Raw genomic sequence first — 26631 nt, 5'->3', positions numbered from 1 at the left:
ATGCGAATAGAACGATCCGGCGAACGACCCGGATCGCATGAACGGTTTGATTCACTCGTTCTTTCATTGCGACAACACTTTTGGAGTCCGCATGCAAATCAATGTGAATGGCATCGATACGCGCTACATCCTGAGCAATGAAGGCGGAGGCCCCTCGCTCACATTCATTCATCAGCTAGGCGGCGATCTGTCGATATGGGATCAGCTCGCAGGCTATTTCCGCGACGACTACACGGTCTTGCGCTACGACGTGCGCGGTCACGGTCAAACGGCCGTATCGGACAGGCAGTGCAGCGTTGTGGATCTGTCGCGGGATCTGCGCGCGCTGCTGGATGCGCTTGGCGTAAAGAAGACGCATCTTGTCGGCATGTCGATGGGCGGCATGATTGCGCAACAGTTCGCACTCGACAACCCGGACCGCGTAGAGACGCTGACGCTCACGGATACGCACGCCGCCACGCCATCCGACAGCCGCGCGCTTTGGGAACAGCGCGCGGCGATGGTGCGCAACGAAGGTGTCGGCGCGCTCGCGCAAGCGACGATGGAACGCTGGCTGACGGCCGGCTTTCGCGACGCGCACCCCGAAGTCGTCGAACAGATTCGCGAGGTATTCGAGAACACTTCGTCTGAAGGTTATGCGCATGCGTGCCTTGCACTGCGCGATTTCGACGTGAGCAGTAGACTGAAGGAGATCGCCTTTCCCACTCTCACAGTGGCTGGACGCCACGATGCAGGCACGCCACCTGCTGCTACACAGGCAATAGCGGATGCCATCCGGGGAGCGAGATTCGAACTGCTAGACGCGGCTCACCTCGCGCCAATAGAGCAATCGCAACGTTTTACGGCTTTGCTTGAATCGTTTCTGCAGAAACTGGTCTAAGAAACAGGTCCGGGATCTTCAACGCGTCAGGCCGGACCCACCCCTTGAATTCCAAACCATGGGCTCCATCTACGGTGCAACACTGGCCCGGAGCCATCGGAAATAAGGAGTGTCGCCATGCAAATGATCTACAACAGCCCCAACTATTGTGTCGTCGAGTTCCCGCCGCAGGACGGGCATATCGCGATGAGGTCCGGTGGGTATGAGATCGTCGACAAGAACACGCAGCGCGAGATTTACATCGACGGCGTGATGGCAGCCAGTTTTCGCGAGCACGTGCAAAAGCTCATCGAAGACGAACCGACGCTAGACGAAGTGGACGAATTTCTCGGTCAATTCGACAGCCTGATGAATCAGCCGGTCATTCTTCACTGACCCGTCGGCGCCAACGACGCCAACTCCAGGCGACACGTCCCCAATCGACCCCGCCCGGCTTGCCCGGCGGGGTTTTTCGTTTTTGCGCTTTTTCGTTTTTGTCCGCGTAGCTCACGTCTCGCGGCGCGCCGCGCCAGGCAAGGCGAGCGCGCCGCGCAAACAGCGAAAGATATACTGCCCGTGCTCCATTGCCAGCAACCGGCGGGCCTTGCGCGCAAGCACGGGCCGCAAAGCCGCGTCGCGCGGCGAGTTTGCGGCCATCCGGCTACAATATTGAGTTTCCTGAAAAAGTCGGCAGAGCCAGCCGGCACGAGCGCGATCAGACCATGAACCAGCCCGCCAAGTCAGCCCCATCAGCCGCCAACGCCGGCGCCGCGTACACGCGCGGCGCGGCCCTGCCCGCGTTGCTCGAATCGCGCATCCTGATTCTGGACGGCGCGATGGGCACGATGATCCAGCGCTACAAGCTCGACGAAGCCGCCTATCGCGGCGAGCGCTTCAAGGACTATGCGCGCGACATCAAGGGCAACAACGAGTTGCTGTCGATCACGCAGCCGCAGATCATCAGCGAGATTCACGAGCAATATCTCGCGGCGGGCGCCGACATCATCGAGACGAACACGTTCGGCGCAACGACTGTCGCGCAGGCCGACTACGGAATGGAAGAACTCGCCGTCGAGATGAACCGCGAATCGGCGAAGCTCGCGCGCGCCGCATGCGACAAGTATTCGACGCCCGACAAGCCGCGCTTCGTCGCCGGCGCGATCGGGCCGACGCCGAAGACGGCGAGCATTTCGCCCGACGTCAACGATCCGGGCGCACGCAACGTCAGTTTCGACGAACTGCGCGCCGCGTACTACGACCAGGCGAAAGCGCTGATGGAAGGCGGCGCTGACCTGTTCCTGGTCGAAACGATCTTCGATACGCTGAACGCAAAGGCCGCGCTTTTCGCGCTCGACGAATTGTTCGACGACACCGGCGAGCGCCTGCCCATCATGATCTCGGGCACGGTGACGGACGCATCGGGCCGCATTCTGTCGGGACAGACGGTCGAAGCGTTCTGGAATTCGCTGCGCCACGCGAAGCCGCTCACGTTCGGCCTGAACTGCGCATTGGGCGCGGCGCTGATGCGCCCGTACATCGCGGAGCTGGCGAAGCTTTGCGACACCTATGTGTCGTGCTATCCGAACGCCGGCCTGCCGAATCCGATGAGCGACACCGGCTTCGACGAACTGCCCGCCGATACGTCGGGCCTCCTGAAGGAATTCGCGCAAGCGGGTCTCGTGAACATCGCGGGCGGCTGCTGCGGCACGACGCCGGAGCATATCGCCGCGATCGCGAAGGCGCTGAACGAAGTGAAGCCGCGCAAGTGGCCGAGCCAGTATCGCGACGCAGTCTGAAGCACATCGACGCCGCACGGACGGCCGCCCGCAGAACCCATTGAAGCAACGACGAAACACGCACAGACCATGACCGATCACACGATGCGCCTCTCCGGCCTCGAGCCGTTCAACGTCACTTCGGGGACGCTCTTCATCAACGTCGGCGAACGCACCAACGTGACGGGCTCGAAGGCATTCGCGCGGATGATCCTGAACGGCCAGTTCGACGAAGCGCTGGCCGTCGCGCGCCAGCAGGTCGAAAACGGCGCGCAGGTGATCGACGTGAACATGGACGAAGCGATGCTCGATTCGAAAGCGGCGATGGTGCGCTTCATGAATCTGATCGCGTCGGAGCCGGACATCGCGCGCGTGCCGGTCATGATCGACTCGTCGAAGTGGGAGGTGATCGAAGCGGGCCTGAAATGCGTGCAAGGCAAGGCGATCGTCAACTCGATCTCGCTGAAGGAAGGCGAAGAGAGCTTTCGCCATCAGGCGAAGCTGATTCGCCGTTACGGCGCGGCGACCGTCGTGATGGCATTCGATGAACAGGGCCAGGCCGACACGTTCGAGCGCAAGACGCAAATCTGCAAGCGCTCTTACAACATTCTCGTCAACGAAGTGGGCTTTGCGCCCGAAGACATCATCTTCGATCCGAACATCTTCGCGATCGCAACGGGCATCGAAGAGCACAACAACTACGCCGTCGACTTCATCGAAGCGACGCGCTGGATCAAGCAGAACCTGCCGTATGCGAAGGTGAGCGGCGGCGTGTCGAACGTGTCGTTCTCGTTCCGCGGCAACGACCCGGTGCGCGAGGCGATTCACACCGTGTTCCTCTACCACGCGATTCAGGCGGGCATGGACATGGGCATCGTCAACGCGGGCCAGCTGGGCGTGTACGCGGACCTCGACGCCGAATTGCGCGAGCGTGTCGAAGACGTGGTGCTGAACCGCCGCGAAGACGCAACCGACCGGATGCTCGAAATCGCCGACAAGTTCAAGACGGGCGCAGCGAAGAAAGAAGAGAACCTCGAGTGGCGCAACCAGGGCGTCGAGCAGCGTCTCGCGCATGCGCTCGTGCACGGCATCACGAACTTCATCGTCGAAGACACGGAAGAGGCGCGCGTCAAGATCATGCAAGGCGGCGGCCGCCCGATCAACGTGATCGAAGGCCCGCTGATGGACGGCATGAACATCGTCGGCGACCTGTTCGGCCAGGGCAAGATGTTCCTGCCACAAGTCGTGAAGTCGGCGCGCGTGATGAAGCAGGCCGTCGCGCATCTGATTCCGTTCATCGAAGAAGAAAAGCGTCTGCTCGCCGAAGCGGGCGGCGATGTGCGCGCGAAAGGCAAGATCGTCGTCGCGACCGTGAAGGGCGACGTGCACGATATCGGCAAGAACATCGTCTCCGTCGTGCTTCAGTGCAACAACTTCGAAGTGGTCAACATGGGCGTGATGGTCCCGTGCAACGAGATTCTCGCGAAGGCGAAAGTCGAAGGCGCGGACATCATCGGTCTGTCGGGCCTGATCACGCCGTCGCTCGAAGAGATGGCCTACGTTGCATCGGAAATGCAGCGCGACGACTACTTCCGCGTGAAAAAGATTCCGCTGCTGATCGGCGGCGCGACGACTTCGCGCGTGCACACCGCCGTGAAGATCGCGCCGAATTACGAAGGCCCTGTCGTGTACGTGCCGGATGCATCGCGGTCGGTGTCGGTGGCGTCAAACCTGCTGTCCGACGAAGGCGCAACGAAGTATCTCGACGAGCTGAAGGCCGACTACGACCGCATCCGCAATCAGCATGCGAACAAGAAAGCCCAGCCGCTCGTCACGCTCGCGCAAGCGCGCGCGAACAAGACGAAGGTCGACTGGAGCGCGTATCAACCGGTGAAGCCGAAGTTCATCGGCCGGCGCGTGTTCAAGAACTTCGATCTGAACGAACTCGCGAACTACATCGACTGGGGCCCGTTCTTCCAGACGTGGGATCTCGCCGGTCCGTATCCCGCGATTCTCAACGACGAGATCGTCGGCGAATCGGCACGGCGCGTTTTCTCGGACGCGAAGTCAATGCTCGCGCGCCTGATGCAGGGCCGCTGGCTGACGGCGAACGGCGTGATCGCTCTGCTGCCCGCGAATACGGTCAATGACGACGACATCGAAATCTACACGGACGAATCGCGCAGCGAAGTCGCGCTGACGTGGCGCAACCTGCGCCAGCAAAGCGTGCGTCCCGTCGTGGACGGCGTGATGCGGCCGAACCGGTCGCTCGCCGACTTCATCGCGCCGAAGGATTCGGGCATCGCCGACTACATCGGCATGTTCGCGGTCACGGCGGGTCTGGGCGTCGACGCGAAGGAAAAGCAGTTCGAGCAGGATCACGACGACTACAGCGCGATCATGCTGAAGGCGCTCGCCGATCGCTTCGCGGAAGCGTTCGCCGAAGCGATGCATGCTCGCGTGCGCCGCGACCTGTGGGGCTATGCGCAAGACGAGAGTCTCTCGAACGACGATCTGATCGGCGAGAAGTATCGCGGCATCCGTCCCGCGCCAGGCTATCCGGCCTGCCCGGATCACCTCGTCAAGCGCGACATGTTCGCCGCGCTGCAAGCCGGCGAGATCGGCATGAGCGTCACCGAATCGCTCGCGATGCTGCCTGCCGCGAGCGTTTCCGGCTTCTATCTCGCGCATCCCGACAGCACGTATTTCTCGGTCGGCAAGATCGGCCAGGATCAGTTGGAGGACTACGCGCGGCGCATGTCGCTGTCGAAGGCGGACGCACAGCGCGCGCTCGCGCCGCTGCTTTGAGCGGAAGCGGCGGACGGCAGGACTATATCGCTGGCCAGAGGCTGAATATTTTCAGTTGAAAGGCCCAGCGAATATTTTCGGCTTTGTAGACTGAAAACGCTTCATCCTGCCGAACCTGCCAGACGCGAGCGCAATAACGCGTCGGCTCAACGACCTGCAACCGTCAACGGAGAGAAATCGTATGAAGAAGCTGACGCTGATGTTGACCGCGTTATCGCTCGCCGCCGTCGCGCCGCTCGCCGAGGCGCAGCCTCAGGCTCCGGGCGGATCGAGCGCGGTGAGTTCGTATTCGCCGCCCACCGTCACTCACGTGAAGAAGCCTAAGAAGAACAAGATGAAAAAGGGCGCGTCCGCTCCCGCGACCGCGCCGGAAGGCGCAAGCCAGTAACGCGCGAGCGCGGCGTCACAGCAAAACAACGAAAAAAGCCCATCGCGAGATGGGCTTTTTCATGGCCGGAAGCGGCAGATGTGCACTCGGCCCGGAATCGATTCCATGTATGCGCCGCCTTGTCCACGACGGGGCGCAAGACAGCGTGCACTACACACTACACCGAGCGGAAACACACGACGAAGCCGCCTCTGCGCGGCGCTCACCGGCGCGGCCGAACGCCGCTCAGATTCCCCAGACGATGTCCGTATTTTCCTTCTGCGCCGCGCGCAGCATGTCGAGGAACGGAAACGCGCGTTGTGCGAGACCGATCGGAATCTCGTGCGTGTCGTGGCCTTCCTCCCCTTCGTGGAAGTGGCCTTCATGCTCGGCGAGTTCCTGCTTGTCGGTCACGATTGCAGCTTCGAGCTTCGAGATCGCAACGCCGAGTTCGTCGTGATTGATTACACCGCGTTGGCCGAGCCGCTTGCCGATGATTCCCAGCAGATATTGGGCGAGATTCTCCAACATCACCACATCGGGGGCGGAGCGGCACTTGAAAGTAATCAGCATGACTGTTCCCTTTTCATTATGTTGGCTTCTCCCACAGCCGGCCGCATGATGCTCGTCACGGCCAGCCGCACGGGTTCCGTCGGCGCGCCGGCTGCTTGCTCGGGTGTTGCCGGTGGCCACGGCCCCTGCTGGGCATCTCATTGGACATATTAGCACCTGCTAAAATCCGGCTTGACGGAAAAAGCTCGCCGCCGTGCGTCCGGGCACGCTGTATACGTTGTGCCGCTTCGCCGCAGCGCGTGTCCGGCTATCGGCACGGCGCGCGCCGTGAGCGATCGCCGCCCTGCCGCGCCGATGCAGCGTCACGCTCCCGGCGCGCATCCGGCGCTCAAGCGCTTTCCACGCCGTCGACGGCCCGGCTCCGCGCCGTTCGCGGCGCTGCCCGCTTCATCGGACTGCCTCACTGGACTCGCAACAAGCATGCTGCCTGCACACAAACAAACTCTCGAAACCCTGTTGACCGACGTCGTCAAGCAGGTCGCCCGGGCCACTCAAGGTGAATCCGAAGCCGCGTTCGTCACGCCGGCCATCACGCTCGAACGACCGAAAGTCGCCGCGCACGGCGACATCGCGTGCAACGTCGCGATGCAGATCGCCAAGCCGCTGCGCAGCAACCCGCGCCAGCTCGCGCAACAGATCGTCGATGCACTGCTCGCGCATCCGCAGGCCAAGGGCCTCGTCGATAGCGCGGAAGTGGCCGGTCCGGGCTTCATCAACCTGCGCCTGTCGGCGGCTTCGAAGCAGGCCGTGATCGCCGCGATCTTCGAACAGCGCGACGCCTTCGGCCGCTCGACGCGCGACGCGGGCAAGCGCGTGCTGGTCGAGTTCGTGTCGGCCAATCCGACGGGCCCGCTGCACGTCGGACACGGCCGCCAGGCCGCGCTCGGCGACGCGATGTCGAACGTGCTCGCGTCGCAGGGCTATGCCGTGCATCGCGAGTTCTACTACAACGACGCGGGCGTGCAGATCGGCAACCTCGCGATCTCGACGCAGGCGCGCGCCCGGGGCCTCAAACCCGGCGACGCGGGCTGGCCCGAAAGCGCGTACAACGGCGAATACATCGCCGACATCGCGCGCGACTACCTGAACGGCGAAACCGTGTCGGCGAGCGACGGCGAGCCCGTCAAGGGCGCGGGCGACGTCGAGGATCTCGACGCGATCCGCCGTTTTGCCGTCGCCTATCTGCGTCACGAGCAGGACATGGACCTGCAGGCGTTCGGCGTGAAGTTCGACCAGTACTACCTCGAATCGTCGCTGTACAAGGAAGGCCGCGTCGAGAACACGGTGAAGGAGCTGATCGACGCCGGCATGACCTACGAGCAGGACAGCGCGCTGTGGCTGCGCACCACCGACGAGGGCGACGACAAGGACCGCGTGATGCGCAAGTCCGACGGCACGTACACGTACTTCGTGCCCGACGTCGCCTATCACGAGACGAAGTGGCAGCGCGGCTTCACGAAGGTCATCAACATCCAGGGCTCGGATCACCACGGCACGATCGCGCGCGTGCGCGCCGGTCTGCAGGGGCTCGGCATCGGCATTCCGAAGGGCTATCCCGACTACGTGCTGCACAAGATGGTCACGGTGATGCGCGATGGCCAGGAAGTGAAGATCTCGAAGCGCGCGGGCAGTTATGTGACGGTGCGCGATCTGATCGAATGGTCAGGCGGCGCGCTGCCGGGTCAGGAAGCGGCGCCCGATCTGCTCGACGAAGAGACCATCCGCCGCGGACGCGACGCGGTGCGCTTCTTCCTGATCTCGCGCAAGGCCGATACGGAGTTCGTGTTCGACGTCGATCTCGCGCTCAAGCAGAACGACGAGAACCCGGTGTACTACGTGCAGTACGCGCACGCGCGCATCTGCTCGGTGATCAGCGAATGGAAGTCGCGCTACGCAGCGGATGAAGCCCTGCTGCCGTTCGTCGATCTGTCGCCGCTCGACAGCGAGCGCGCAATGGCGCTGCTGCAAAAGCTCGCCGAATTCCCCGACATGCTGACGCACGCCGCCGACGAACTCGCGCCGCACGCGGTCGCGTTCTATCTGCGCGATCTCGCCGGCGAATTTCACTCGTTCTACAATGCCGAACGCGTTCTCGTCGACGAAGAAGCGCCGCGCAATGCGCGCATCGCGCTGCTCGCAGCGACGCGCCAGGTGCTGGCGAACGGCCTCGCGGTGATCGGTGTGTCGGCACCCGCCAAAATGTAATCTCCACGCGCTTTAATTAAGACGTCAGGCGGATGGCCGTCGCTATAATCGACGGTCATTCCAGATTTCCTTTTGCAGGTGAAACAGACGATGGCAAAACCACGCCGCACAACGAAGCAATCGAAACAGACCGGGGGCACTTTTCTCGGTATCGTGCTGGGCCTGATCGTCGGCCTGGCCATCGCGGTGGTGGTGGCGCTCTACATCACGCGCGCGCCCACGCCGTTCGTCGCGAAGGTCGCGCCGCCCGCCGCATCCGATAGCGGCGCAAGCCAGCCTCAGTACGACCCGAACCGTCCGCTGCAAGGCAAGAGCCCCGGCCAGCCGGTGCCGCAAGCCGCGCAGCCCGCGCCGCCCAACACGGCGCCCGGCCAGACCACGAACCAGTCGCAGACTTCGGGCATGCTCGAAGAGCCGCAGATCGTCGAAGTGCCGCCGTCGAACAACGGCGTCGCCGTCCCGCCGAAGCCCGCCGAGGACAACGGCGCGAACAACAGCAACACGATGGCGATGAACCAGCCGCGCAAGCCGCCGCAAGCGACCAGCGCGCCGGGCATCGCGAACAACGCACCGAATCAGCCGAAGGCCGGCTCGACACCGAACGGCACGCCGCCCTCCGCCGCCGACGTGAACACGGGCTATCTGCTGCAGGTCGGCGCATACAAGACGGCCGCCGATGCCGAACAGCAACGCGCGCGGCTCGCGTTTCAGGGCTTCGAATCGAAGGTCACGCAGCGCGATGCGGGCGGTGTGACGTACTATCGCGTTCGAATCGGCCCGTTCTCGAAGTTCGAAGAGATGAACACCACGCGTCAGCGCCTGTCCGACGCAGGCGTCGACACCGCCGTCATCCGCTTCACCAAGCAGTGATTCACGCGCAGTAACGGGTTGTCATGCGCCGCCGCTGAACCTTCAGCGCGCGGCGCGAGTCTCATGTGCGGCAGACGCCTGCCGTCGAACCGTTGCGGTCGCGGCGCGCCAAAGCCCGCCACCGTTACTTCCCCTGATTGGGTTCACAAGACATGAAAAAACTGCTGAGCATTCTTTTCCTCTCTCTCGGCCTCGTCGCGAGCGCGGCGCAAGCAACGCCCGCCGCGCCCGTCGCCGGCAAGGACTACACGGTGCTGTCCACGCCGCAGCCCGTCGAGGAGCCCGCCGGCAAGATCGAAGTGATCGAGTTCATGTGGTACGGCTGCCCGCACTGCAACGAATTCGATCCGTACCTGGAATCGTGGGTCAAGAAGCAGGGCCCGGACGTCGTGTTCAAGCGCGTGCCCGTCGCCTTCCGCGACGATTTCATTCCGCACTCGAAGCTCTATCACGCGGTCGACGCGCTCGGCCTCGCGAACCAGCTCACGCCGACCATCTTCCACGAGATCCACGTCAACAAGAACTACCTGCTGACGCCGGAAGATCAGGCCAAATTCCTCGCGAAGAACGGTGTCGATTCGAAGAAGTTCATGGACGCATATAACTCGTTCTCGACCCAGAGCGCGGTCCAGCGTGACAAGAAGCTGATCGAAGACTTCCGGATCGACGGCGTGCCGACGCTGGCCGTGCAGGGCAAGTACGAAACGGGCCCCGCGCAGACGAACAGCCTGCCCGGCACGCTCCAGGTGCTCGACTACCTGGTCGGCCAGGTTCGCGCGAAGAAGATGTAATTCCATTCACGCACGACGGCCGGCATGAGTTCACCGCTGAAGGTTTTCATCACCGGCGCGTCGAGTGGCATAGGCGAAGCGCTCGCCGCCGAATATGCGCGGCGCGGCGCGATTCTCGGCCTCGTTGCCCGTCGCGGCGACGCTCTCGCCCACTTCCAGCAGTCCCATCCCCAGAACGCGATTTCCGTGTATTCCGTCGACGTGCGGAACGCGGACGCGCTCGCTCGTGCCGCGCAGCAGTTCATCGCGGAACACGGCTGCCCCGACATCGTGATCGCGAACGCGGGCATCAGTCATGGCGCCGTGACGGGCCACGGCGATTTGCAGGCGTTTCGCGACGTGATGGACGTGAACTACTTCGGCATGGTCGCGACGTTCGAGCCGTTCGCTTCGGCGATGATCGCCGCGCGCAAGGGCACGCTCGTCGGCATCGCCAGCGTCGCGGGCGTGCGCGGGCTGCCGGGCTCGGGCGCGTACAGCGCGTCGAAGTCGGCGGCGACGAAGTATCTGGAAGCGCTGCGCGTCGAGATGCGGCCGCTCGGCGTGTCGGTGGTCACGATCGCGCCCGGCTATATCCGCACGCCGATGACCGAGCGCAATCCGTACCCGATGCCCTTCCTGATGGACGCGGACCGCTTCGCCGAAAAGGTCGCCGATGCGATCGCGCGGAAAACGCGCTTCGCGATCTTCCCGTGGCAGATGCGCTTCGCGGCGATGCTGCTGCATGTGCTGCCGCGCTGGCTCTACGACGCCGTCTTCGAAAAGGCCCCGCGCAAGCCGCGCGCCGCCCGCTGAATCATGATCGCGCGTGTCGATGCAGCCGGTATCGAGCACGCGCAAGCGGGTAGCGGCGCGCGCATCGTGTCGCTGGTGCCGAGCATCACCGAACTTCTCTTTGCATTGCAGCTCGACGCGCAGATCGTCGGTCGAACGGGCTTTTGCGTGCACCCGCGCGACAAGGTGCGCAAGGTGCCGAAAGTCGGCGGCACGAAGGCGGTGAAAATCGATGCCGTGCGCGCACTGCAACCCACGCATGCAATCGTCAATATCGACGAGAACGAGCGCGAAACCGTCGAACGGCTGCGCGAGTTCGTGCCGCATATCGTCGTCACGCATCCGCTTGCGCCGACCGATAATCTCGCGCTGTACGCGCTGCTCGGCGCGATTTTCGACCGTGAGAACGAAGCGCAACAGTTGGCCTGCGCGCTTCAGACGCAACTCGATGCAGCCGCTTCGCGCACGTGGCCACAGCAAAACGTGCTGTACGCGATCTGGCGCGAGCCGTGGATGACGGTCGCGCGCGACACCTATATCTCGGCGATGCTGCGTCTCGTGAACTGGCAAACGTTGCCGGCCGTGCAAGGCGGCGACAAAGGCGCCGCCCGTTATCCGTCGTTCGATTTAGACGCCGCGTGGCTCGATGATGTCGATCGCGTGCTGCTGCCGAGCGAGCCATATCGCTTCACACAGCAGCATTGCGATGCGCTCGAGCAGCATGCGCGCCTCAAAGACAAACGTATCGAGCTGATCGATGGCGAGATGGTGTCGTGGTACGGCTCGCGCGCAATCGACGGCATCGCGTATCTTTTGCGCTACGCCAGCCGCTAGCGTGAACGCGCAACCATATCGATATGCAGATTCAATTGTTGTCGCTGCCGTAAGCGTTCGATAAGCTTGCGCAGAGCCGGCGGAATGTGACGCACTGCGCCGGCGCCGAATCCGTATCAGAATGAAAATGCGTGAAGCACCTGCCCGGAGCGCGCGCAGTGCACGACAGAATGCACGACGCCGCCCCGCCACGAAGAATTCGAAATTCCGGGAGATCTTATGCGTTTCAAGCTGCTCGCCGCCACGACGCTGACGGCCCTCGCCATCGCACCTGCGCTGACCATCGCAAAACCGCTTACCGTTTGCACCGAATCGAGTCCTGACGGCTTCGACGTCGTTCAGTACAACTCGCTCGTCACGACCAACGCATCGGCGGATGTGATTTTCAACTCGCTCGTGTCGTATGACGAAGCGGCGAAGAAAGTCGCGCCGTCGCTCGCCGACAAGTGGGACGTGAGCGCCGACGGCCTCACGTACACGTTCCATCTGCATCCGAACGTGCAGTTCCAGACCACCGACTACTTCAAGCCGACGCGTCCGCTGAATGCCGACGACGTCGTCTTCACGTTCGACCGCATGCTCGACGACAACAACCCGTGGCACAAGGTGGCGGGCGCGAGCGGCTTTCCGCATGCGCAGTCGATGGGGCTCGTGAAGCTGATCAAGTCGGTATCGAAGGTCGACGACAACACGGTGAAGTTCGAGCTGAACGAGCCGAACGCAACGTTCGTGTCGATCCTGACGATGGGTTTCGCGTCGATCTATCCGGCCGAATACGCGGACCAGTTATTGAAGGCCGGCAAGCAGGCCGATCTGAACGCAAAGCCGATCGGCACGGGTCCGTTCGTGTTGAAGAGCTATACGAAGGACTCGATCATCCGCTATGACGTGAACCCGTCGTACTGGGGCCCGAAGCCGAAGATCGACCGGCTGATCTACGCGATCACGCCCGATGCCGCCGTGCGCGCGCAAAAGGTGAAGGCCGGCGAATGCCAGATCGCGCTGTCGCCGAAACCGCAGGATGTCGCGGACGCGAAGAAGGACAAGTCGCTCGCTATCGTCGAAACGCCCGCGTTCATGACCGCGTTCGTCGCGCTCAACACGCAGAAAAAGCCGCTCGATAACCAGAAGGTGCGCGCCGCCCTCAACATGGCATTCGATCGCACGTCGTATCTGAAGGCCGTCTTCGACAACACGGCGACGCCCGCGAACAATCCGTATCCGCCGAATACGTGGAGCTACGACAAGGCGGTGAAGCCGTGGCCATACGACACCAACAAGGCCAAGAAGCTGCTCGCCGAGGCGGGCTATCCGGACGGCTTTTCGACGACGATCTGGGTGCGTCCGACCGGCAGCGTGCTGAATCCGAATCCGAAGGCGGGCGCCGAAATGCTACAGGCCGACTTCGCGAAGATCGGCGTGAAGGCGGAGGTGAAGGTGATCGAATGGGGCGAGCTGATCAAGCAGGCCAAGCAGGGACAGCACGACACGCTGTTCATGGGCTGGGCCGGCGACAACGGCGACCCGGACAACTATCTGTCGCCGCTCTTCAGTTGCAATGCGGTGAAGTCGGGGATCAACTTCGCGCGCTACTGCGACCCGGAACTCGACAAGCTGATCGAGCAAGGCAAGCAAACCGCCGATCAGAGCAAACGCACGAAAGCGTATCAGGCCGCGCAGCAGATCATCCACGATGAGGCGCTGTGGATTCCGCTCGGCTATCCGACGGCAACCGCCATCACGCGGACGAACGTACACGGATATCACGTCAGTCCGTTTGGTCGGCAGAATTTTGCGGCGGTGATGGTGCAGTAGTCACCGTCGTTCACGAAATGGTCTGCATTGGGCGGCCCGAGCGCAATCGCGTTCGGGCCGTTTTTCATTCGGTGGTGGCCGCTCGGTGTGCGCTCACGCAAGCGCGCAAGCGCTAAAGGCGCGTGCGACAAGCCAACGCTTGCTTCTATCGCATCTCGAACCGGATCACCCCATCCGCGCCCTGCACGCGTTTCATTTCCCCGTCGAGCCACAACAGATGCAGGTGCGCGAGCGCTTCGCCCATCGCAAACGTCATCTGATGGATATCGAGTTCGCGTTTGAACATGATGGGGACGATATCCGCCGCGCTGCACGGCTTCTGCGCGCAAGCGGTGCGCACTTCCGCAAGGCGTGCCGCGTGATGGTCGCGCAGTTGAAGGACGCGCGTATGCAGCCCGCGAAACGGCTTGCCGTGCGACGGCAGCACTAGCGTGTCGGCGGCCATCGTTTCATAGCGGCCGAGCGAACCGAGATACAACGCAAGCGGATTGCCTTCCGGCTCGATATCGAACACCGATACGTTCGTCGAAATGCGCGGCAACACCATATCGCCGGAAATCAGCACGCGGTCCGCTTCGGCGTGCAACGCGCAATGCTCCGGCGAATGACCGAAGCCCGTCACGACGCGCCATGTACGACCGCCGATCGTCAGCGTATCGCCCTCTCGCATGCGCCGGTATTGGCGCGGCACCGACGGCACCAGATTCGAGTAGTAGCTCTTGCGATTGCGCAGCTTGTCCAGCGACGCCTCGTCCGTCAGCCCATGCCGCGCGAAATGCCGCGCCGCGCCCTCGCCGCCCGCGTTCGAGCCGTCGCCTGCCGCCATCACGCGGCCGAGCATGTATTCGCCGAGCGTGATCCACAGACGCACGTTCCAGCGCTTCTTGTCGCCGCCTTCGCACAGCCAGTCCGCAAGACCGAGGTGATCCGGATGACAGTGCGTGACGATCACGCGCAACACGGGAAGACCTTCGAGCATCGAATCGAACAGCGTCTCCCAGTTCGCGCGGATTTCGTCCGACGCGATCCCGCAATCGATGATCGTCCAGCCCTTCTGTCCGTCGATCTCGTCGCGCAGCAGCCAGAGATTGATGTGATCGAGCGCGAACGGCAGCGGCATGCGCAGCCAGTAGACACCGGGCGCGACCTCCTGCGTCGTGCCGGCGGCGGGCATCCTGTCGGCGAACGGGTATTCGAGTTGGTGTTCGAGAGCATTCATCGCGGGGCTTTCCTCCGTCGGCGGCGCGACGCATCGGTGAATCGCAAACCGTGTGCGTCTTGCAGCGCGGGTTGCGCTTTGTTCAGGTTGACGATAACGTAAACGTCGATTCTAACGTTCAATCCGTTTTTGTGCCCGGCCGCGCGAAACGCCGGCCAGGTGGGACAGGCCGGACACGCGAACGATTCGATGAACACCCGATGATGAACACGCAATACACGACGCAATACACGATCACCGAACTGGCCCGCGAATTCGACGTGACGCCGCGCGCGATCCGTTTCTACGAGGATCAGGGTTTACTCTCGCCGAGCCGCGAAGGATCGAGCGGACTGCGCCGCGTGTACTCGGGCCGCGACCGCACGCGGCTCAGGCTCACGCTGCGCGGCAAGCGGCTGGGCTTCACGCTGTCGGAAATCCGCGCGCTGCTGGATCTGTACGATTCGCCGACGGACACCGTTCCCCAGCTCGAAGCGTTTCTCGCGACGGTGGTCAGGCATCGCGAAGTACTCGAACGTCAGCGCGAAGACCTGAACGCGACGCTCGAAGACCTCGCGCAATACGAAGCGCAAGCGCGCGTGCTGCTCGAAAGCGGCATGCGCGGCAACGGCTATGACGAAGCGGAAAAACTCGCGCACGAGGACGCATCGAAAGAAAAAACCTGAGCAGGAGATCGGGCGACATACACGATAGTTGGCGCGGCTTTAAGTGAAGATGTACCGAACGCCCTGCAACACGCTTCAAAAGACGATGCGGCGGCGGCGCGCCGGAAGACCTGAAGCGGCCTGAAGGCGTCTCGCAGGCTCACCCGGGCGATACAATCGCGGGTGTCTTCACGACATTGAACGAATGCACGGTCGACATGAATCACTTTCCCAAACTGCTGTCGTCACAGATCGGCTTCGACGTCGCGGAGACGCTGCTCGAGGGCTTCGACCGGCATTACCACGTCTTCCGTGAAGCCGCGACCTGCGCGAAAGACCTGTTCGAAGCCGGCGACTGGCATGGCCTGCAAAAGCTGGCGCGAGATCGCATCGCGTCGTATGACGATCGCGTGCGCGAATGCATCGAAAAGCTCGAAGACGAATACGATGCGGAGAACATCGACGACGACGTATGGCAGCAGATCAAGCTGCACTACATCGGCCTCTTGACGACGCACCGCCAGCCCGAATGCGCGGAGACGTTTTTCAACTCGGTGTGCTGTCACATCCTGCACCGCTCGTACTTCAACAACGATTTCATCTTCGTGCGGCCCGCGATCTCGACGGAGTACATCGAGAACGACGAGCCCGCCGCGAAGCCGACGTATCGCGCGTATTACCCGGGCAAGGACGGGCTCGCCGTCACGCTGGAGCGCATCGTCACGAACTTCCAGCTGAACCTGCCGTTCGAGAATCTCACGCGAGATGTCGAGTGCGTGATCCAGTCGTTCCGCGACAGCTTCGGCACCTTCAACAACGAAGCACCGAATTTCCAGATTCACGTGCTGTCGTCGCTATTCTTCAGGAACAAGGCGGCGTACATCATCGGCCGCGTGATAAACGGTGACGCGATGGTGCCGTTCGCACTGCCGATCCATCACGTGAAGCCTGGCCTGCTCGCAGTCGATGCGCTGCTCTGCCGGCGCGATCAGTTGCTGATCATCTTCAGCTTTTCGCATTCGTACTTCCTCGTCGATATGGAAGTGCCGTCCGCGTATATCGAGTTTCTCGGCAGCATCCTGCAAGGCAAGCCGAGGGCGGAAATCTATACGTCGGTGGGTTTGCAGAAGCAGGGCAAGAATCTCTTCTATCGCGATCTGCTTCGGCATCTGAAGCATTCGAGCGATCTGTTCATCGTCGCGCCCGGCATCAAGGGCATGGTGATGCTCGTGTTCACGCTGCCGTCGTTCCCGTATGTGTTCAAGGTCATCAAGGACTCGTTTCCGCCGCCCAAGGACACGACGCGCGAAAAGGTGCAGAACAAGTATCAGCTGGTGAAGCGCCACGACCGGTTGGGACGCATGGCCGATACGCTCGAATATTCGAGCGTCGCGTTGCCGCTGTCGCGCCTCGATGACGCGCTCATTCGCGAGCTGGAAAAGGAAGCGCCGTCGATGCTCGAATACGAAGGTGAGAATCTCGTCATCAGGCATCTGTATATCGAGCGCCGCATGGTGCCGCTCAACATCTTCCTGCAACACGGCACCGACGCCGACATCGAACACGGCATCAAGGAATACGGCGACGCAGTGAAGGAACTGATGCAGGCGAACATCTTCCCCGGCGACATGCTGTACAAGAACTTCGGCGTGACGCGTCACGGGCGCGTCGTGTTCTACGACTACGACGAGATCGAATATCTCACCGACTGCAACGTGCGCGCCGTGCCGCCGCCGCGCCACGAGGAAGACGAGATGTCGGGCGAGCCATGGTACACGGTCGGACAGCACGACATTTTCCCGGAGACATACGGCACGTTTCTGCTCGGCGATCCGCGCGTGCGCGAATCGTTCATGAAGCATCACGCGGATTTCTTCGATCCGTCGCTGTGGCAAAAGAACAAGGACTCGATTCTCAAGGGCGAATTGCCCGACTTCTATCCCTACGACCGCGGCCTGCGCTTTTCCGTCCGCTATCCGGAACGGTTCGCTGCGGATCGCGCCGCCGATACGGATCTGGCGCCCGCCGTGCGCGTCGCATGAACGCGCGCGTCGCCCGCCATCGGATAAACAGACACAAGCTATTTACGTCGAAACGATCATGAACACGAACACGCCTTCCGCCTCTCATCCTCTCGCGCATCTGTTCCAGAACAACGATGCGTGGGTCGCGCACAAGCTCGAAGAGGACCCTGAATTCTTCTCGCGGCTCGCGCATCAGCAGGCGCCCGAATATCTGTGGATCGGCTGCGCGGATTCGCGCGTGCCCGCCAACGAAATCATCGGCTTGCCGCCGGGCGAAGTATTCGTCCACCGCAATATCGCGAACGTCGTCGTGCATACGGACCTGAACTGTCTGTCGGTGATCCAGTTCGCCGTCGATCTGCTGAAGGTCAAGCACATCATGGTCGTCGGCCACTATGGCTGCTCGGGCGTAGGCGCGGCGCTGCTCGGACGGCGCGTCGGTCTCGCCGACAACTGGCTGCATCACGTGCAGGACGTGCGCACGAAGCACGCGGCGCTGCTCGAAGAATGGCCGATGGGCGAAGCGCGGCATCGGCGTCTCGTCGAACTGAACACGATCGAGCAGGTCGTCAACGTGTGCCGCACGACGATCATCAACGATGCCTGGGCGCGCGGCCAGGACCTCACCGTTCACGGCTGGGTGTATGGCGTTCATGACGGCCGCGTGCGCGATCTCGAGATGACGGTGAAAGATCCGGCATCGCTCGACGGAATCTATACGAATTGCGTTGCGGCCGTATCGGCGAGCCGCGCGCACACGGCAGACAACGACATGGTCGCCGCCGATGCCGCGAAGCTCGGCGGTGTGGCCGCTGTCGTCCACGGAGTCATCAAGGAGCTGAAACATGAGTGAGACAAACCACGATCCGATCGTCATCGTTTCCGTCGCGCGCACGCCGATGGCGGCGTTCCAGGGCGAGTTCACCTCGCTGACGGCGCCGCAGCTCGGCGCCGTCGCGATCAAGGCAGCCGTCGAGCGTGCGGGCCTCAAGCCTCAGCAGATCGACGAAGCCGTGATGGGCTGCGTGCTGCCCGCCGGCCAGGGCCAGGCGCCCGCGCGTCAGGCCGCGCTCGGCGCGGGCCTGCCGCTGTCGACGGGCTCGACGACCGTCAACAAGATGTGCGGCTCCGGCATGCGCGCCGCGATGTTCGCGCACGACATGCTGACGGCCGGTTCCGTCGACGTGATCGTCGCGGGCGGCATGGAGAGCATGACGAACGCACCGTATCTGCTGCCGAAGGCACGCAACGGAATGCGCATGGGCCACGGCCAGGTGCTCGACCACATGTTCCTCGACGGCCTCGAAGACGCCTATGACAAGGGCCGTCTGATGGGCACGTTCGCCGAGGAATGCGCGGCGTCGTTCGACTTCACGCGCGAGGCGCAGGACAAGTTCGCCATCGAATCGCTGACGCGCGCGAAACGCGCGAACGAAGACGGTTCGTTCGCGTGGGAAATCGCGCCCGTCACCATCGAAGGCAAGAAAGGCAGCGTGAGCGTCGAGCGCGACGAGCAGCCGTTCAAGGCGAATCTCGACAAGATCTCGACGCTCAAACCCGCGTTCAGCAAGACGGGCACGGTGACGGCCGCGAACTCGTCGTCGATCAGCGACGGCGCGGCGGCGCTCGTGATGATGCGCGAATCGACGGCGAAGAAGCTCGGCGTGACGCCGCTCGCGCGCGTCGTCGGCCACTCGACGTTCGCGCAGGAGCCGGCGAAGTTCACGACTGCGCCCGTCGGCGCGATCCGCAAGCTGTTCGACAAGAACGGCTGGAAGGCGGCAGACGTCGATCTGTACGAGATCAACGAGGCGTTCGCCGTCGTCACGATGGCCGCGATGAAAGAGCACGGCCTGCCGCACGACAAGGTGAACGTGAACGGCGGCGCCTGTGCGCTCGGCCACCCGATCGGCGCATCGGGCGCGCGCATTCTCGTCACGCTGATCGGCGCGCTGAAGAAGCGCGGGTTGAAGCGCGGCGTCGCGAGCCTGTGCATCGGCGGCGGCGAAGCGACGGCGATGGGCATCGAGCTCGTCTAACCCTTGTTCCAACGACAGCGCGCGGCTATCCGCGCGCAAGAGGACACTTCATGAAGACCGTGTTGATCGTAGGCGCGTCGCGCGGCATCGGCCGCGAGTTCGTGAAGCAATACCGGCACGACGGCTGGCGCGTGCTCGCCACCGCGCGCGACGACGAATCGCTCGGCGAACTCGTCGCGCTCGGCGCCGAAGCGTTTTCACTCGACGTGACCGATCCCGAGGAAATCGCCGCGCTCGGCTGGAAGCTGGATGGCGAGCGGCTCGATACGGCCGTGATCGTGTCGGGCGTGTACGGACCGCATACGGAAGGCGTCGAGACGGTCAGCGCGGAGGACTTCGACTTCGTGATGGCGACCAACGTGCGCGGTCCGATGCAGCTGATCCCCGTTCTGCTCCCGCTCGTCGAGGACGCGCGCGGCGTGCTCGCCGTGCTGTCGAGCCGCATGGGCAGCATCAACGAGACGACGGGCACGACGGGCTGGCTGTATCGCGCGAGCAAGGCGGCGCTGAACGACGTGCTGAAGGTGACGTCCGTGCAGACGCGCACGGCCACCTGCGTCTCGCTGCATCCGGGCTGGGTGCGCACGGACATGGGCGGCGCCAGCGCCGCCGTCGATCCGGCGCACAGCGTGAAAGGCATGCGCGAAGTGCTCGCGCAGGCGGCAAGCACGCCGCATCTCTTTCATGGCCGCTTCTTCCAGTACGACGGCACCGCGCTCGAATGGTGAGCATCACACTAACCGGGGAGACAGCCGCATGCTGCTCGATCAGGACCATCTGATGATCCGCGACGCGGTTCGCACCTTCGTGCGCGAAGCCGTGACGCCAAACGCCGCGCAATGGGACCGCGAACGCACGTTTCCCGCCGACGTGCATCGCCAGCTTGCGGAGCTCGGCGCGTATGGCGTGCTCGTGCCCGAAGAGTACGGCGGCGCCGGTCTCGACGCGCTCGCGCTTGCCGTGATACTCGAAGAAATCGCGGCGGGCGACGGCGGCACATCGACGGCAATCTCCGTCAACAACTGCCCCGTGTGCAGCATTCTGCTGACGTATGGCAACGAAGCGCAAAAACGCGACTGGCTCACGCCGCTCGCGCGCGGCGAGATGCTCGGCGCGTTCTGCCTCACCGAGCCGCAGGCGGGCTCGGATGCGTCCGCGTTGCGCACTACGGCCACGCGCGACGGCGACTTCTACGTGCTCAACGGCGTCAAGCAGTTCATCACGAGCGGCAAGAACGGCAACGTCGCGATCGTGATGGCCGTCACCGACAGGAGCGCTGGCAAGCGCGGCATCAGCGCGTTCATCGTGCCGACGGATACGCCGGGCTACGTCGTCGCGCGCGTCGAAGACAAGCTCGGCCAGCATTCGTCGGACACCGCACAGATCGTCTTCGACAACTGCCGCGTGCCTGCTGCGAATCTGATCGGCGCGGAGGGCGAAGGGTATCGGATCGCGTTGTCGGGTCTGGAGGGCGGGCGCATCGGCATCGCAGCGCAGAGCGTCGGCATGGCGCGCGCGGCGCTCGAAGCGGCCCTCGCATATGCAAAGGAGCGCGAGAGCTTCGGCCAGCCGCTGTTCGCGCATCAGGCCGTGCAGTTCCGTCTCGCCGACATGGCGACGCAACTCGAAGCGGCGCGCCAGTTGATCTGGCACGCCGCGTCGCTGAAGGATGCGGGCCAGCCCTGTCTGACGGAAGCGGCCATGGCGAAGCTGTTCGCATCGGAAGCGGCGGAGCGGATCTGTTCGGCTGCGTTGCAGATTCACGGCGGCTACGGCTATCTGAACGATTTCCCCGTCGAGCGCATTTACCGCGACGTGCGCGTGTGCCAGATCTACGAAGGCACCAGCGACATTCAAAAGATCCTGATCGCGCGCGGACTGAACTGAACACCGCTTTCTTATGACTGCATCAGCGAAGCAACGCCCTGTCGATTGCCCTTGCGGCGGCGCCGCGCCGGATCGACGCGAAACCGGCAAGCCGCAGCGTTTCGCCGACTGCTGCGGCCGCTACATCGACGGCGGCGCCGCTGCGCCGACCGCGCTCGAACTGATGCGCTCGCGGTATAGCGCCTATGTGCTCGGCGAGTCCCAATATTTGCGCGACACGTGGGCGGCGCAAGCCTGCCCCGCCGATCTCGACGTCGACGCCGATGCGCCCGACGCGCCGCGCTGGCTCGGTTTGCAGATCAAGCGCTACACACCGCTCGACGATACGCACGCCGAAGTAGAGTTCGTCGCGCGCTACAAGGTGGGCGGACGGGCGCATCGGCTGCATGAATCGAGCCGTTTCGTCAGAGGTGAAGATGGGCGCTGGCGCTATGTCGATGGCGATGTGAGCGATCGCTGACATCAAGGTTTTCATATAACGGCGCGACGGCGTCCTAAGTGACTGTTCACATCACTCAAAAAGGGGCGGATTCCACAACAAAATCAAGGTGTTGGATCGACACCACGTCCCTCAAAAACGCTTCCTGTCCGAATCGCCCGGCGGCCCGCGCAGAGCCGTTGCGCGCGCATCGGAAACACTCCGAATTAGTTCCGCAAGGGGTTTGTACTGAATTGCACAAATATAAATTGTCGTGCCAGTATGAGTCCCACAGATGTTGCAGCGCTTCGTAGCGAGGTGGCGGACCACCGCTCCCGCAGGATGTCCAGATGCACCGCCGGCCGATCGTTCGGTATGGCAAGCGATCAGGGACATCGCGAGGCGCTCACCCGACGCGTGGGGTCGCGTCTACCGGCTTCGGTTCATCCAAATGCGGTCTGGGCAGTCTGCCTGCGCGAGGAGCGCAGCGTACACGGCGTTTTTGGCCTTAATTTTGCTTGTAACCGTAGTGCAATCAGCCCGTAAGGGAAGCTTCAGGCGTTTTTGATAGTAGGTGTTGCGGATGGCGTTCAGCAAAGTTCTGACAGTTTGTGCGATGTCGGCGGCCTTCATGGCCTGCGCTGTTTCGTTCGCGTACGCCGATCCGCTCGCGGAAACCGATGGCCCGCTGAGCCGCGCAAACGTGCAGCGCCTTGCGCTCGACGACGGCTATCTGCCCATCGTCAAGCTGAACGAGCAGATCATCCGCATCCCCGTCGGCGCCGACGGCAACGTCACCCTCGAAACGACAATCTACAAACCGGACGGCCCCGGCCCGTTCCCGATGGTCGTCTTCAATCACGGCAAGATTCACGGCGATCCGCGCATGCAGACGCGCAGCGATCCGATGTCGCTCGCGCGTGAATTCGTGCGCCGCGGCTACGTCGTCGTCGCGCCGAACCGCCAGGGTTTCGCCGATTCGGGCGGCACATACGTGCAGGACGGTTGCGACGTGACGCGCAACGGTCTGAGCCAGGCCGCCGACGTCGCCGCGACTGTCGACTACATGTCGAAGCAGAACTACGTCGACGCGCAGCACATCATCGTGGCGGGCACGTCGCACGGCGGTCTCGCGACGATCGCCTACGGCATGGACGCCGCGCCCGGCGTGCGTGCGCTGATCAATTTCTCCGGCGGCCTGCGCCAGGACGCCTGCACCGACTGGCAAGGCAATCTGGCGCGCGCATTCGGCACGTACGGCGAGAAGACGCATGTGCCGTCGCTGTGGTTGTACGGCGACAACGATTCGATCTGGCCGTCGTCGCTGGTTTCGCGGATGTACACCGCTTACACCGAACATACGCACGCGTCGGGCGTCAGCGCGAAGATGGTCGATTTCGGCTCGTACAAGAACGACGCGCATCGTCTCGTCGGCGATCGCGACGGCGTGCACATCTGGTGGCCGTCCGTCGAGGCGTTCCTCGCGCGCGTCGGCATGCCGACGGGCGTTCAGTATCGCGTCGCCGAGCCGACGCAGCCGAAAGCCACGCACTTCGCGTCGATCGATTCCGTCGACGCCGTGCCTTACGTCGACGAAGGCGGCCGCGCCGGATATCGCAACTTCCTGCACCAGTATCCGAGCCGTGCGTTTGCAGTGTCGAATTCGGGCGCGTGGTCGTGGGCGGAAGGCGGCGACGATCCGATGTCGGTCGCGGTCTCGAACTGCCAGAAGCAGAGTTCGGACCCGTGCCATCTCTACGCGGTGAACGACAACGTCGTCTGGAAAGACCCGTCGACTCAAACGGCCGACGCGGACGAGTCCGCACCCAAGGACGGCGGCAAGCCGGCTCTCGCCAGCCGTTGATTCCGTTGCGGGGCGCGCCGCGACGATGCATCTCTCCGCGCATCGCGCGCCACCGTCGATCATCCGACCTGCTCCGTTCTCCCGATGCGCGCCGTCATGGCGTCCAACGTGCGCGTCTCCCCTTGCAGCGGCATAGGCATCGGCGCCAGAATCCGCTCGCGCAGGAATTGCTCGAAGAGGTTCATCGTCGCGTCGCGCGCGGCAGTGGAAAAGAGCGCGTGATCGAGCCTGTCGATGATCGTCACGCTGGTTCGCGCGAGCTTCGTCAGCTCGCTGCCGCGCGGGCCGAAATGCAGCGCAAGCTCGTCGAGCCCCGCATCCATCGCACCGTACACGAGCGCCGTCCGCACGTCCTTGCGCGCGAGCCCGGCGGCCAGACGGCGCACTTCGCCCGCCTGCGTCCGTAGCCCGAACACGCGCTCGAGCGGCGCAGCGAGCGCTACGGCAAGCCGCTGACCGATGCGGCTCGCGACGTGGCTCGCAATGTGGCTCGCGATCGTCCCCGCGTCGCTCTTGCCCGTCAAAAGCCGCCGCCATTTCGCAATGCTGCGCAACGAGCGCGAGTACGCGCGCATCGGCGTGTGGCGTACGCGCGAATCCGAGCGCGTCTTCGGCCACAGAAAATACGGCAGATTCACGCCCACGCAGCCGACGACATTCGGATGCGCAAGGGCCGTCTGCAGCGAAACATAAGCTCCCGTACACACGCCGAACACCACGACGCGCGAATGACCCTGCGCGACGAGCCAATCGACGGCTGCGAGCGTGTCGTCGACGGCGTGATGCGCGTAGATCTCGTCGAACGTCAGTGAAGGATCGCGCACACGACTGTCGCCCAGCCCGCCGATATCGATGCTCAACGCAGGCACGCCCTGGCTCGCGAGACGCCGCGCGAGCAGCACCGAAAGCCGTCCATCGCCGACGTGATGCACGCCGCCCGTGTTGAGCAGCAGCACGGCGGGCGCATCGTCGGCCGCGCGACGTGGACGGCATGACACGCCGAACAATCCGTCGCCGAAAACCACGGGCACGCTATGGCCGTCGGCAAATGGAAGTTGCAAAGGCGCGCGCGCCGGCAGCACATTGCTCGGAGCCGGAGACAGCCGCGCGCCAGGAGACTGCGCGCCGAGCCACGTCAGCACGCTGTCGAACGCGTCGCGCGGCGTCGTGCTGAAGCGCGGATCGACGAGCAGCCGGTTATACGACGCGAACGTCTGCACGTCGACGTGCGCGCCCAACTGGCGATAGTGCGCGGCCAGCCGCTCGACGCGTGGATTGTCGTACACGTCCTGCAACAGGATGCGCGGCGCGGGCGCGCGTTCGCCGCCCAGTGCGAGGTCCAGCACGCGCAGCCGTTCGAGCGTATCGCCGTACAGGCGAAAGCCGTAGGCGCCGATCGAGCCGTCGTCGGACTCGCGCACGCTGTCCATGCCGTCGGGCGTCGTCAGCCAGGTCTGATGCTGCAGTTCGAGTTCGCGGATATACGCGCGTCCCGATATGACGGGCGCGATCATCACGATCTGCTCGACGCCACCGATGCGCTGCGCCGCCAGCGCGGCCAGCGCCGCGCCCAGCCGCAGTCCGCACAGCACCAGCCGCTGCACGCCCGTCGCCGCGCGCAATCGCGCCGCGGCCGCTTCGATGCTCGCGAGCCACGCGCCCATGCGGTCGGGGTCCTGCTCCACGCCGATTGAATCGCCGGTGCCGGGATAATCGAAGCGCAACGCCGGCATTCCGCACAGCGCGAGCGCTTCGGCAAGCTCACGCCAGCCGCGATGCGCGCACAGCGCGTCATAGCCGAACGGACTGCACAGCACCACGCCGACGCGCGCCGTCTGACGGGCGCGCGCGTCGGCGGGTTCGTGCAGCCAGCCGAAACACCCGTCGAACACCACGGGCTGCATGGTATGCGGGCGCATCATCGCGGACGTGCCGTCCGACGCGAGCGCGAAAGGGGAACGTCTGCGTCAGCGCCCATGAACGGCCGCCTGCTCGCGCGAGGTTTTCGGCAACAGGCGGCCGAGTTCGTCGGCCAGCGAGCCGATGCTCTGGAACAGCTCGCGCGAGATCGCTTGCGCGGGTATCTGAACGTCGAACACCTCTTCGACTTCCAGCATCAAGCGCACGGCTCCCATCGACGACAACCCCGCTTCGTAAAGGTCGTCACCATCGCCGAGCGTTTCGACGGACACATCGAGGCATCCCGTTCGCGCAAGGATGCGGCGCAAAGTTTTCTTCATCGGTGCTCCCAATATTGCGACATCGTCTGCACGCACGATGCGTCGAGGCATCGGCGAGTATTTCGAGCGGAACTGCTCCCCCGTGGTCGTCGGCGGCAAGATCACCACTGCGTATCGGTCGCACAACGGCTCGTTGCGCGCACGAGGCTTCGATCGCAGCATTGCGAACCATTAGCCTGCTTACGACGACGTAAGCAAAATGATAGGTATCGCTTCCAGCCGTTTATGTACGCTATCCCTCGCAAGAATTCAGGTGCTGATTAACTTCACACGATATTCGTCGGCACGCGCACGAACGCCGTGGCGCTTCGATCCACAAAACCGCCGACAGGACAAAAGCAGCCGGTGATCAGGATTCCCAATGCTGTTCGGCGCCGAACGCAATCGGCGCCAAATGTCCGACGCGAAAGCCGCACATAAACCCGTTCGCCGAGCTTTATCTCGCGCCGACCACAGAGCCGTTAACGTGCGCGCCTTCGCCCGTATTCCGTAGCACCGGCAAAAAATGCATGGATGCAGCCCGGATTTTTTCGCGGGAGCCCCATGACTTTGCCGTCGTTATCTACGGTGATCTGCGCGTTTCCTAACGGAACGGCTGCGAGCCGTCGCGAACCACCGAAAAGCG

Annotated in this window: 23 protein-coding genes; 19 read left to right on the top strand and 4 right to left on the bottom strand. The window is 63.4% G+C overall.

Annotated elements, in window-relative coordinates; translation table 11 throughout:
- Positions 1-91 precede the first annotated feature (91 nt).
- The 5 genes from pcaD (at position 92) to VSR68_RS25445 (ending at position 5830) form a co-directional block, all read left to right on the top strand.
- Entirely contained in the window at positions 92-880 is a 789-nt protein-coding gene (gene pcaD / locus VSR68_RS25465; protein WP_342942487.1) for a 3-oxoadipate enol-lactonase, read from the top strand.
- Positions 881-997: 117 nt separating this feature from the next.
- Entirely contained in the window at positions 998-1255 is a 258-nt protein-coding gene (locus VSR68_RS25460) for a BTH_I0359 family protein (RefSeq protein WP_087734231.1), read from the top strand.
- A gap of 326 nt (positions 1256-1581) precedes the next feature.
- Entirely contained in the window at positions 1582-2655 is a 1074-nt protein-coding gene (locus VSR68_RS25455; protein WP_342942486.1) for a homocysteine S-methyltransferase family protein, read from the top strand.
- Between the two features lie 39 nt (positions 2656-2694).
- On the top strand, positions 2695-5442 hold the full coding sequence (gene metH / locus VSR68_RS25450) for a methionine synthase (protein WP_342942610.1): 2748 nt from the start codon (positions 2695-2697) through the stop codon (positions 5440-5442).
- A 181-nt stretch (positions 5443-5623) separates the two neighbouring features.
- Positions 5624-5830, top strand: coding sequence for an acid-shock protein (locus tag VSR68_RS25445; RefSeq protein ID WP_342942485.1), 207 nt, complete (start codon positions 5624-5626; stop codon positions 5828-5830).
- A gap of 225 nt (positions 5831-6055) precedes the next feature.
- Here the strand turns inward: VSR68_RS25445 and VSR68_RS25440 are convergent, their stop codons facing one another.
- Positions 6056-6382: a DUF1840 domain-containing protein gene (locus VSR68_RS25440; RefSeq protein ID WP_342942609.1), complete on the bottom strand. Its 327-nt coding sequence runs from the start codon at positions 6380-6382 to the stop codon at positions 6056-6058.
- A 420-nt stretch (positions 6383-6802) separates the two neighbouring features.
- Here VSR68_RS25440 and argS point away from each other — a divergent pair, with 420 nt between their 5' ends.
- The 6 genes from argS (at position 6803) to VSR68_RS25410 (ending at position 13671) form a co-directional block, all read left to right on the top strand.
- Positions 6803-8587: an arginine--tRNA ligase gene (gene argS / locus VSR68_RS25435; protein ID WP_342942608.1), complete on the top strand. Its 1785-nt coding sequence runs from the start codon at positions 6803-6805 to the stop codon at positions 8585-8587.
- A 90-nt stretch (positions 8588-8677) separates the two neighbouring features.
- Positions 8678-9457 (top strand): SPOR domain-containing protein, encoded by a 780-nt coding sequence (locus VSR68_RS25430; protein ID WP_342942484.1) that lies wholly within the window; start codon positions 8678-8680, stop codon positions 9455-9457.
- Positions 9458-9609: 152 nt separating this feature from the next.
- Positions 9610-10248, top strand: a complete 639-nt coding sequence (locus tag VSR68_RS25425; protein ID WP_342942483.1) for a thiol:disulfide interchange protein DsbA/DsbL — start codon at positions 9610-9612, stop codon at positions 10246-10248.
- A gap of 24 nt (positions 10249-10272) precedes the next feature.
- Entirely contained in the window at positions 10273-11043 is a 771-nt protein-coding gene (locus VSR68_RS25420) for an SDR family oxidoreductase (RefSeq protein WP_342942482.1), read from the top strand.
- Between the two features lie 3 nt (positions 11044-11046).
- Complete coding sequence (locus VSR68_RS25415; protein ID WP_342942481.1) at positions 11047-11856, top strand: helical backbone metal receptor; 810 nt, start codon at positions 11047-11049, stop codon at positions 11854-11856.
- 219 nt (positions 11857-12075) lie between these two features.
- Positions 12076-13671, top strand: a complete 1596-nt coding sequence (locus VSR68_RS25410) for an ABC transporter substrate-binding protein (RefSeq protein ID WP_342942480.1) — start codon at positions 12076-12078, stop codon at positions 13669-13671.
- Between the two features lie 145 nt (positions 13672-13816).
- On the opposite strand, the gene VSR68_RS25405 is transcribed toward VSR68_RS25410, so the two are convergent.
- Positions 13817-14890: an MBL fold metallo-hydrolase gene (locus VSR68_RS25405; RefSeq protein ID WP_342942479.1), complete on the bottom strand. Its 1074-nt coding sequence runs from the start codon at positions 14888-14890 to the stop codon at positions 13817-13819.
- Positions 14891-15093: 203 nt separating this feature from the next.
- Between VSR68_RS25405 and VSR68_RS25400 the strand changes: the two genes are divergently transcribed.
- The 8 genes from VSR68_RS25400 to VSR68_RS25365 all read left to right on the top strand — a co-directional run bounded on the left by VSR68_RS25400 (position 15094) and on the right by VSR68_RS25365 (position 23766).
- Positions 15094-15555 (top strand): MerR family DNA-binding transcriptional regulator, encoded by a 462-nt coding sequence (locus VSR68_RS25400; protein WP_342942607.1) that lies wholly within the window; start codon positions 15094-15096, stop codon positions 15553-15555.
- A gap of 197 nt (positions 15556-15752) precedes the next feature.
- Positions 15753-17576 (top strand): bifunctional isocitrate dehydrogenase kinase/phosphatase, encoded by a 1824-nt coding sequence (gene aceK, locus VSR68_RS25395; protein WP_342942478.1) that lies wholly within the window; start codon positions 15753-15755, stop codon positions 17574-17576.
- A 58-nt stretch (positions 17577-17634) separates the two neighbouring features.
- Entirely contained in the window at positions 17635-18411 is a 777-nt protein-coding gene (can, locus tag VSR68_RS25390; protein WP_342942477.1) for a carbonate dehydratase, read from the top strand.
- Positions 18404-19597 (top strand): acetyl-CoA C-acetyltransferase, encoded by a 1194-nt coding sequence (locus VSR68_RS25385; RefSeq protein ID WP_342942476.1) that lies wholly within the window; start codon positions 18404-18406, stop codon positions 19595-19597. Before can ends, VSR68_RS25385 begins: the two co-directional genes overlap by 8 nt.
- A gap of 50 nt (positions 19598-19647) precedes the next feature.
- A complete protein-coding gene (locus VSR68_RS25380) occupies positions 19648-20325 on the top strand; it encodes an SDR family oxidoreductase (RefSeq protein ID WP_342942475.1) in 678 nt (225 codons plus the stop codon).
- A 28-nt stretch (positions 20326-20353) separates the two neighbouring features.
- Positions 20354-21484, top strand: a complete 1131-nt coding sequence (locus tag VSR68_RS25375) for an acyl-CoA dehydrogenase family protein (protein WP_342942474.1) — start codon at positions 20354-20356, stop codon at positions 21482-21484.
- A 13-nt stretch (positions 21485-21497) separates the two neighbouring features.
- Complete coding sequence (locus tag VSR68_RS25370; protein WP_342942473.1) at positions 21498-21944, top strand: YchJ family protein; 447 nt, start codon at positions 21498-21500, stop codon at positions 21942-21944.
- Positions 21945-22485: 541 nt separating this feature from the next.
- Positions 22486-23766 carry a dienelactone hydrolase family protein gene (locus VSR68_RS25365; protein ID WP_342942472.1) on the top strand — a complete coding sequence of 427 codons (1281 nt, stop codon included), beginning with the start codon at positions 22486-22488 and terminating at the stop codon, positions 23764-23766.
- A 59-nt stretch (positions 23767-23825) separates the two neighbouring features.
- Here VSR68_RS25365 and VSR68_RS25360 read toward each other — a convergent pair whose 3' ends face one another.
- Both VSR68_RS25360 and VSR68_RS25355 read right to left on the bottom strand, forming a co-directional pair.
- On the bottom strand, positions 23826-25688 hold the full coding sequence (locus VSR68_RS25360; protein WP_342942471.1) for an alpha/beta hydrolase family protein: 1863 nt from the start codon (positions 25686-25688) through the stop codon (positions 23826-23828).
- 45 nt (positions 25689-25733) lie between these two features.
- Positions 25734-26006: an acyl carrier protein gene (locus VSR68_RS25355; RefSeq protein WP_342942470.1), complete on the bottom strand. Its 273-nt coding sequence runs from the start codon at positions 26004-26006 to the stop codon at positions 25734-25736.
- Positions 26007-26631: the final 625 nt, after the last annotated feature.

It is taken from the genome of Paraburkholderia phymatum (assembly GCF_038900715.1).
GTDB classification, from domain to species: Bacteria; Pseudomonadota; Gammaproteobacteria; order Burkholderiales; family Burkholderiaceae; genus Paraburkholderia; species Paraburkholderia phymatum_A.
Note: the sequence above shows the minus strand (reverse complement) of the source record. Positions and strands in the feature narration are given on the sequence as shown.

Bases quoted from the DNA above. Each gene is read 5' to 3' on its own strand.
- pcaD (WP_342942487.1), top strand. From the start codon at position 92: ATGCAAATCAATGTGAATGGCATCGATACGCGCTACATCCTGAGCAAT.
- VSR68_RS25460 (WP_087734231.1), top strand. From the start codon at position 998: ATGCAAATGATCTACAACAGCCCCAACTATTGTGTCGTCGAGTTCCCG.
- VSR68_RS25455 (WP_342942486.1), top strand. From the start codon at position 1,582: ATGAACCAGCCCGCCAAGTCAGCCCCATCAGCCGCCAACGCCGGCGCC.
- VSR68_RS25445 (WP_342942485.1), top strand. From the start codon at position 5,624: ATGAAGAAGCTGACGCTGATGTTGACCGCGTTATCGCTCGCCGCCGTC.
- VSR68_RS25440 (WP_342942609.1), bottom strand. From the start codon at position 6,382: ATGCTGATTACTTTCAAGTGCCGCTCCGCCCCCGATGTGGTGATGTTG.
- argS (WP_342942608.1), top strand. From the start codon at position 6,803: ATGCTGCCTGCACACAAACAAACTCTCGAAACCCTGTTGACCGACGTC.
- VSR68_RS25430 (WP_342942484.1), top strand. From the start codon at position 8,678: ATGGCAAAACCACGCCGCACAACGAAGCAATCGAAACAGACCGGGGGC.
- VSR68_RS25425 (WP_342942483.1), top strand. From the start codon at position 9,610: ATGAAAAAACTGCTGAGCATTCTTTTCCTCTCTCTCGGCCTCGTCGCG.
- VSR68_RS25420 (WP_342942482.1), top strand. From the start codon at position 10,273: ATGAGTTCACCGCTGAAGGTTTTCATCACCGGCGCGTCGAGTGGCATA.
- VSR68_RS25415 (WP_342942481.1), top strand. From the start codon at position 11,047: ATGATCGCGCGTGTCGATGCAGCCGGTATCGAGCACGCGCAAGCGGGT.
- VSR68_RS25410 (WP_342942480.1), top strand. From the start codon at position 12,076: ATGCGTTTCAAGCTGCTCGCCGCCACGACGCTGACGGCCCTCGCCATC.
- VSR68_RS25405 (WP_342942479.1), bottom strand. From the start codon at position 14,890: ATGAATGCTCTCGAACACCAACTCGAATACCCGTTCGCCGACAGGATG.
- VSR68_RS25400 (WP_342942607.1), top strand. From the start codon at position 15,094: ATGAACACGCAATACACGACGCAATACACGATCACCGAACTGGCCCGC.
- aceK (WP_342942478.1), top strand. From the start codon at position 15,753: ATGAATCACTTTCCCAAACTGCTGTCGTCACAGATCGGCTTCGACGTC.
- can (WP_342942477.1), top strand. From the start codon at position 17,635: ATGAACACGAACACGCCTTCCGCCTCTCATCCTCTCGCGCATCTGTTC.
- VSR68_RS25385 (WP_342942476.1), top strand. From the start codon at position 18,404: ATGAGTGAGACAAACCACGATCCGATCGTCATCGTTTCCGTCGCGCGC.
- VSR68_RS25380 (WP_342942475.1), top strand. From the start codon at position 19,648: ATGAAGACCGTGTTGATCGTAGGCGCGTCGCGCGGCATCGGCCGCGAG.
- VSR68_RS25375 (WP_342942474.1), top strand. From the start codon at position 20,354: ATGCTGCTCGATCAGGACCATCTGATGATCCGCGACGCGGTTCGCACC.
- VSR68_RS25370 (WP_342942473.1), top strand. From the start codon at position 21,498: ATGACTGCATCAGCGAAGCAACGCCCTGTCGATTGCCCTTGCGGCGGC.
- VSR68_RS25365 (WP_342942472.1), top strand. From the start codon at position 22,486: ATGGCGTTCAGCAAAGTTCTGACAGTTTGTGCGATGTCGGCGGCCTTC.
- VSR68_RS25360 (WP_342942471.1), bottom strand. From the start codon at position 25,688: ATGATGCGCCCGCATACCATGCAGCCCGTGGTGTTCGACGGGTGTTTC.
- VSR68_RS25355 (WP_342942470.1), bottom strand. From the start codon at position 26,006: ATGAAGAAAACTTTGCGCCGCATCCTTGCGCGAACGGGATGCCTCGAT.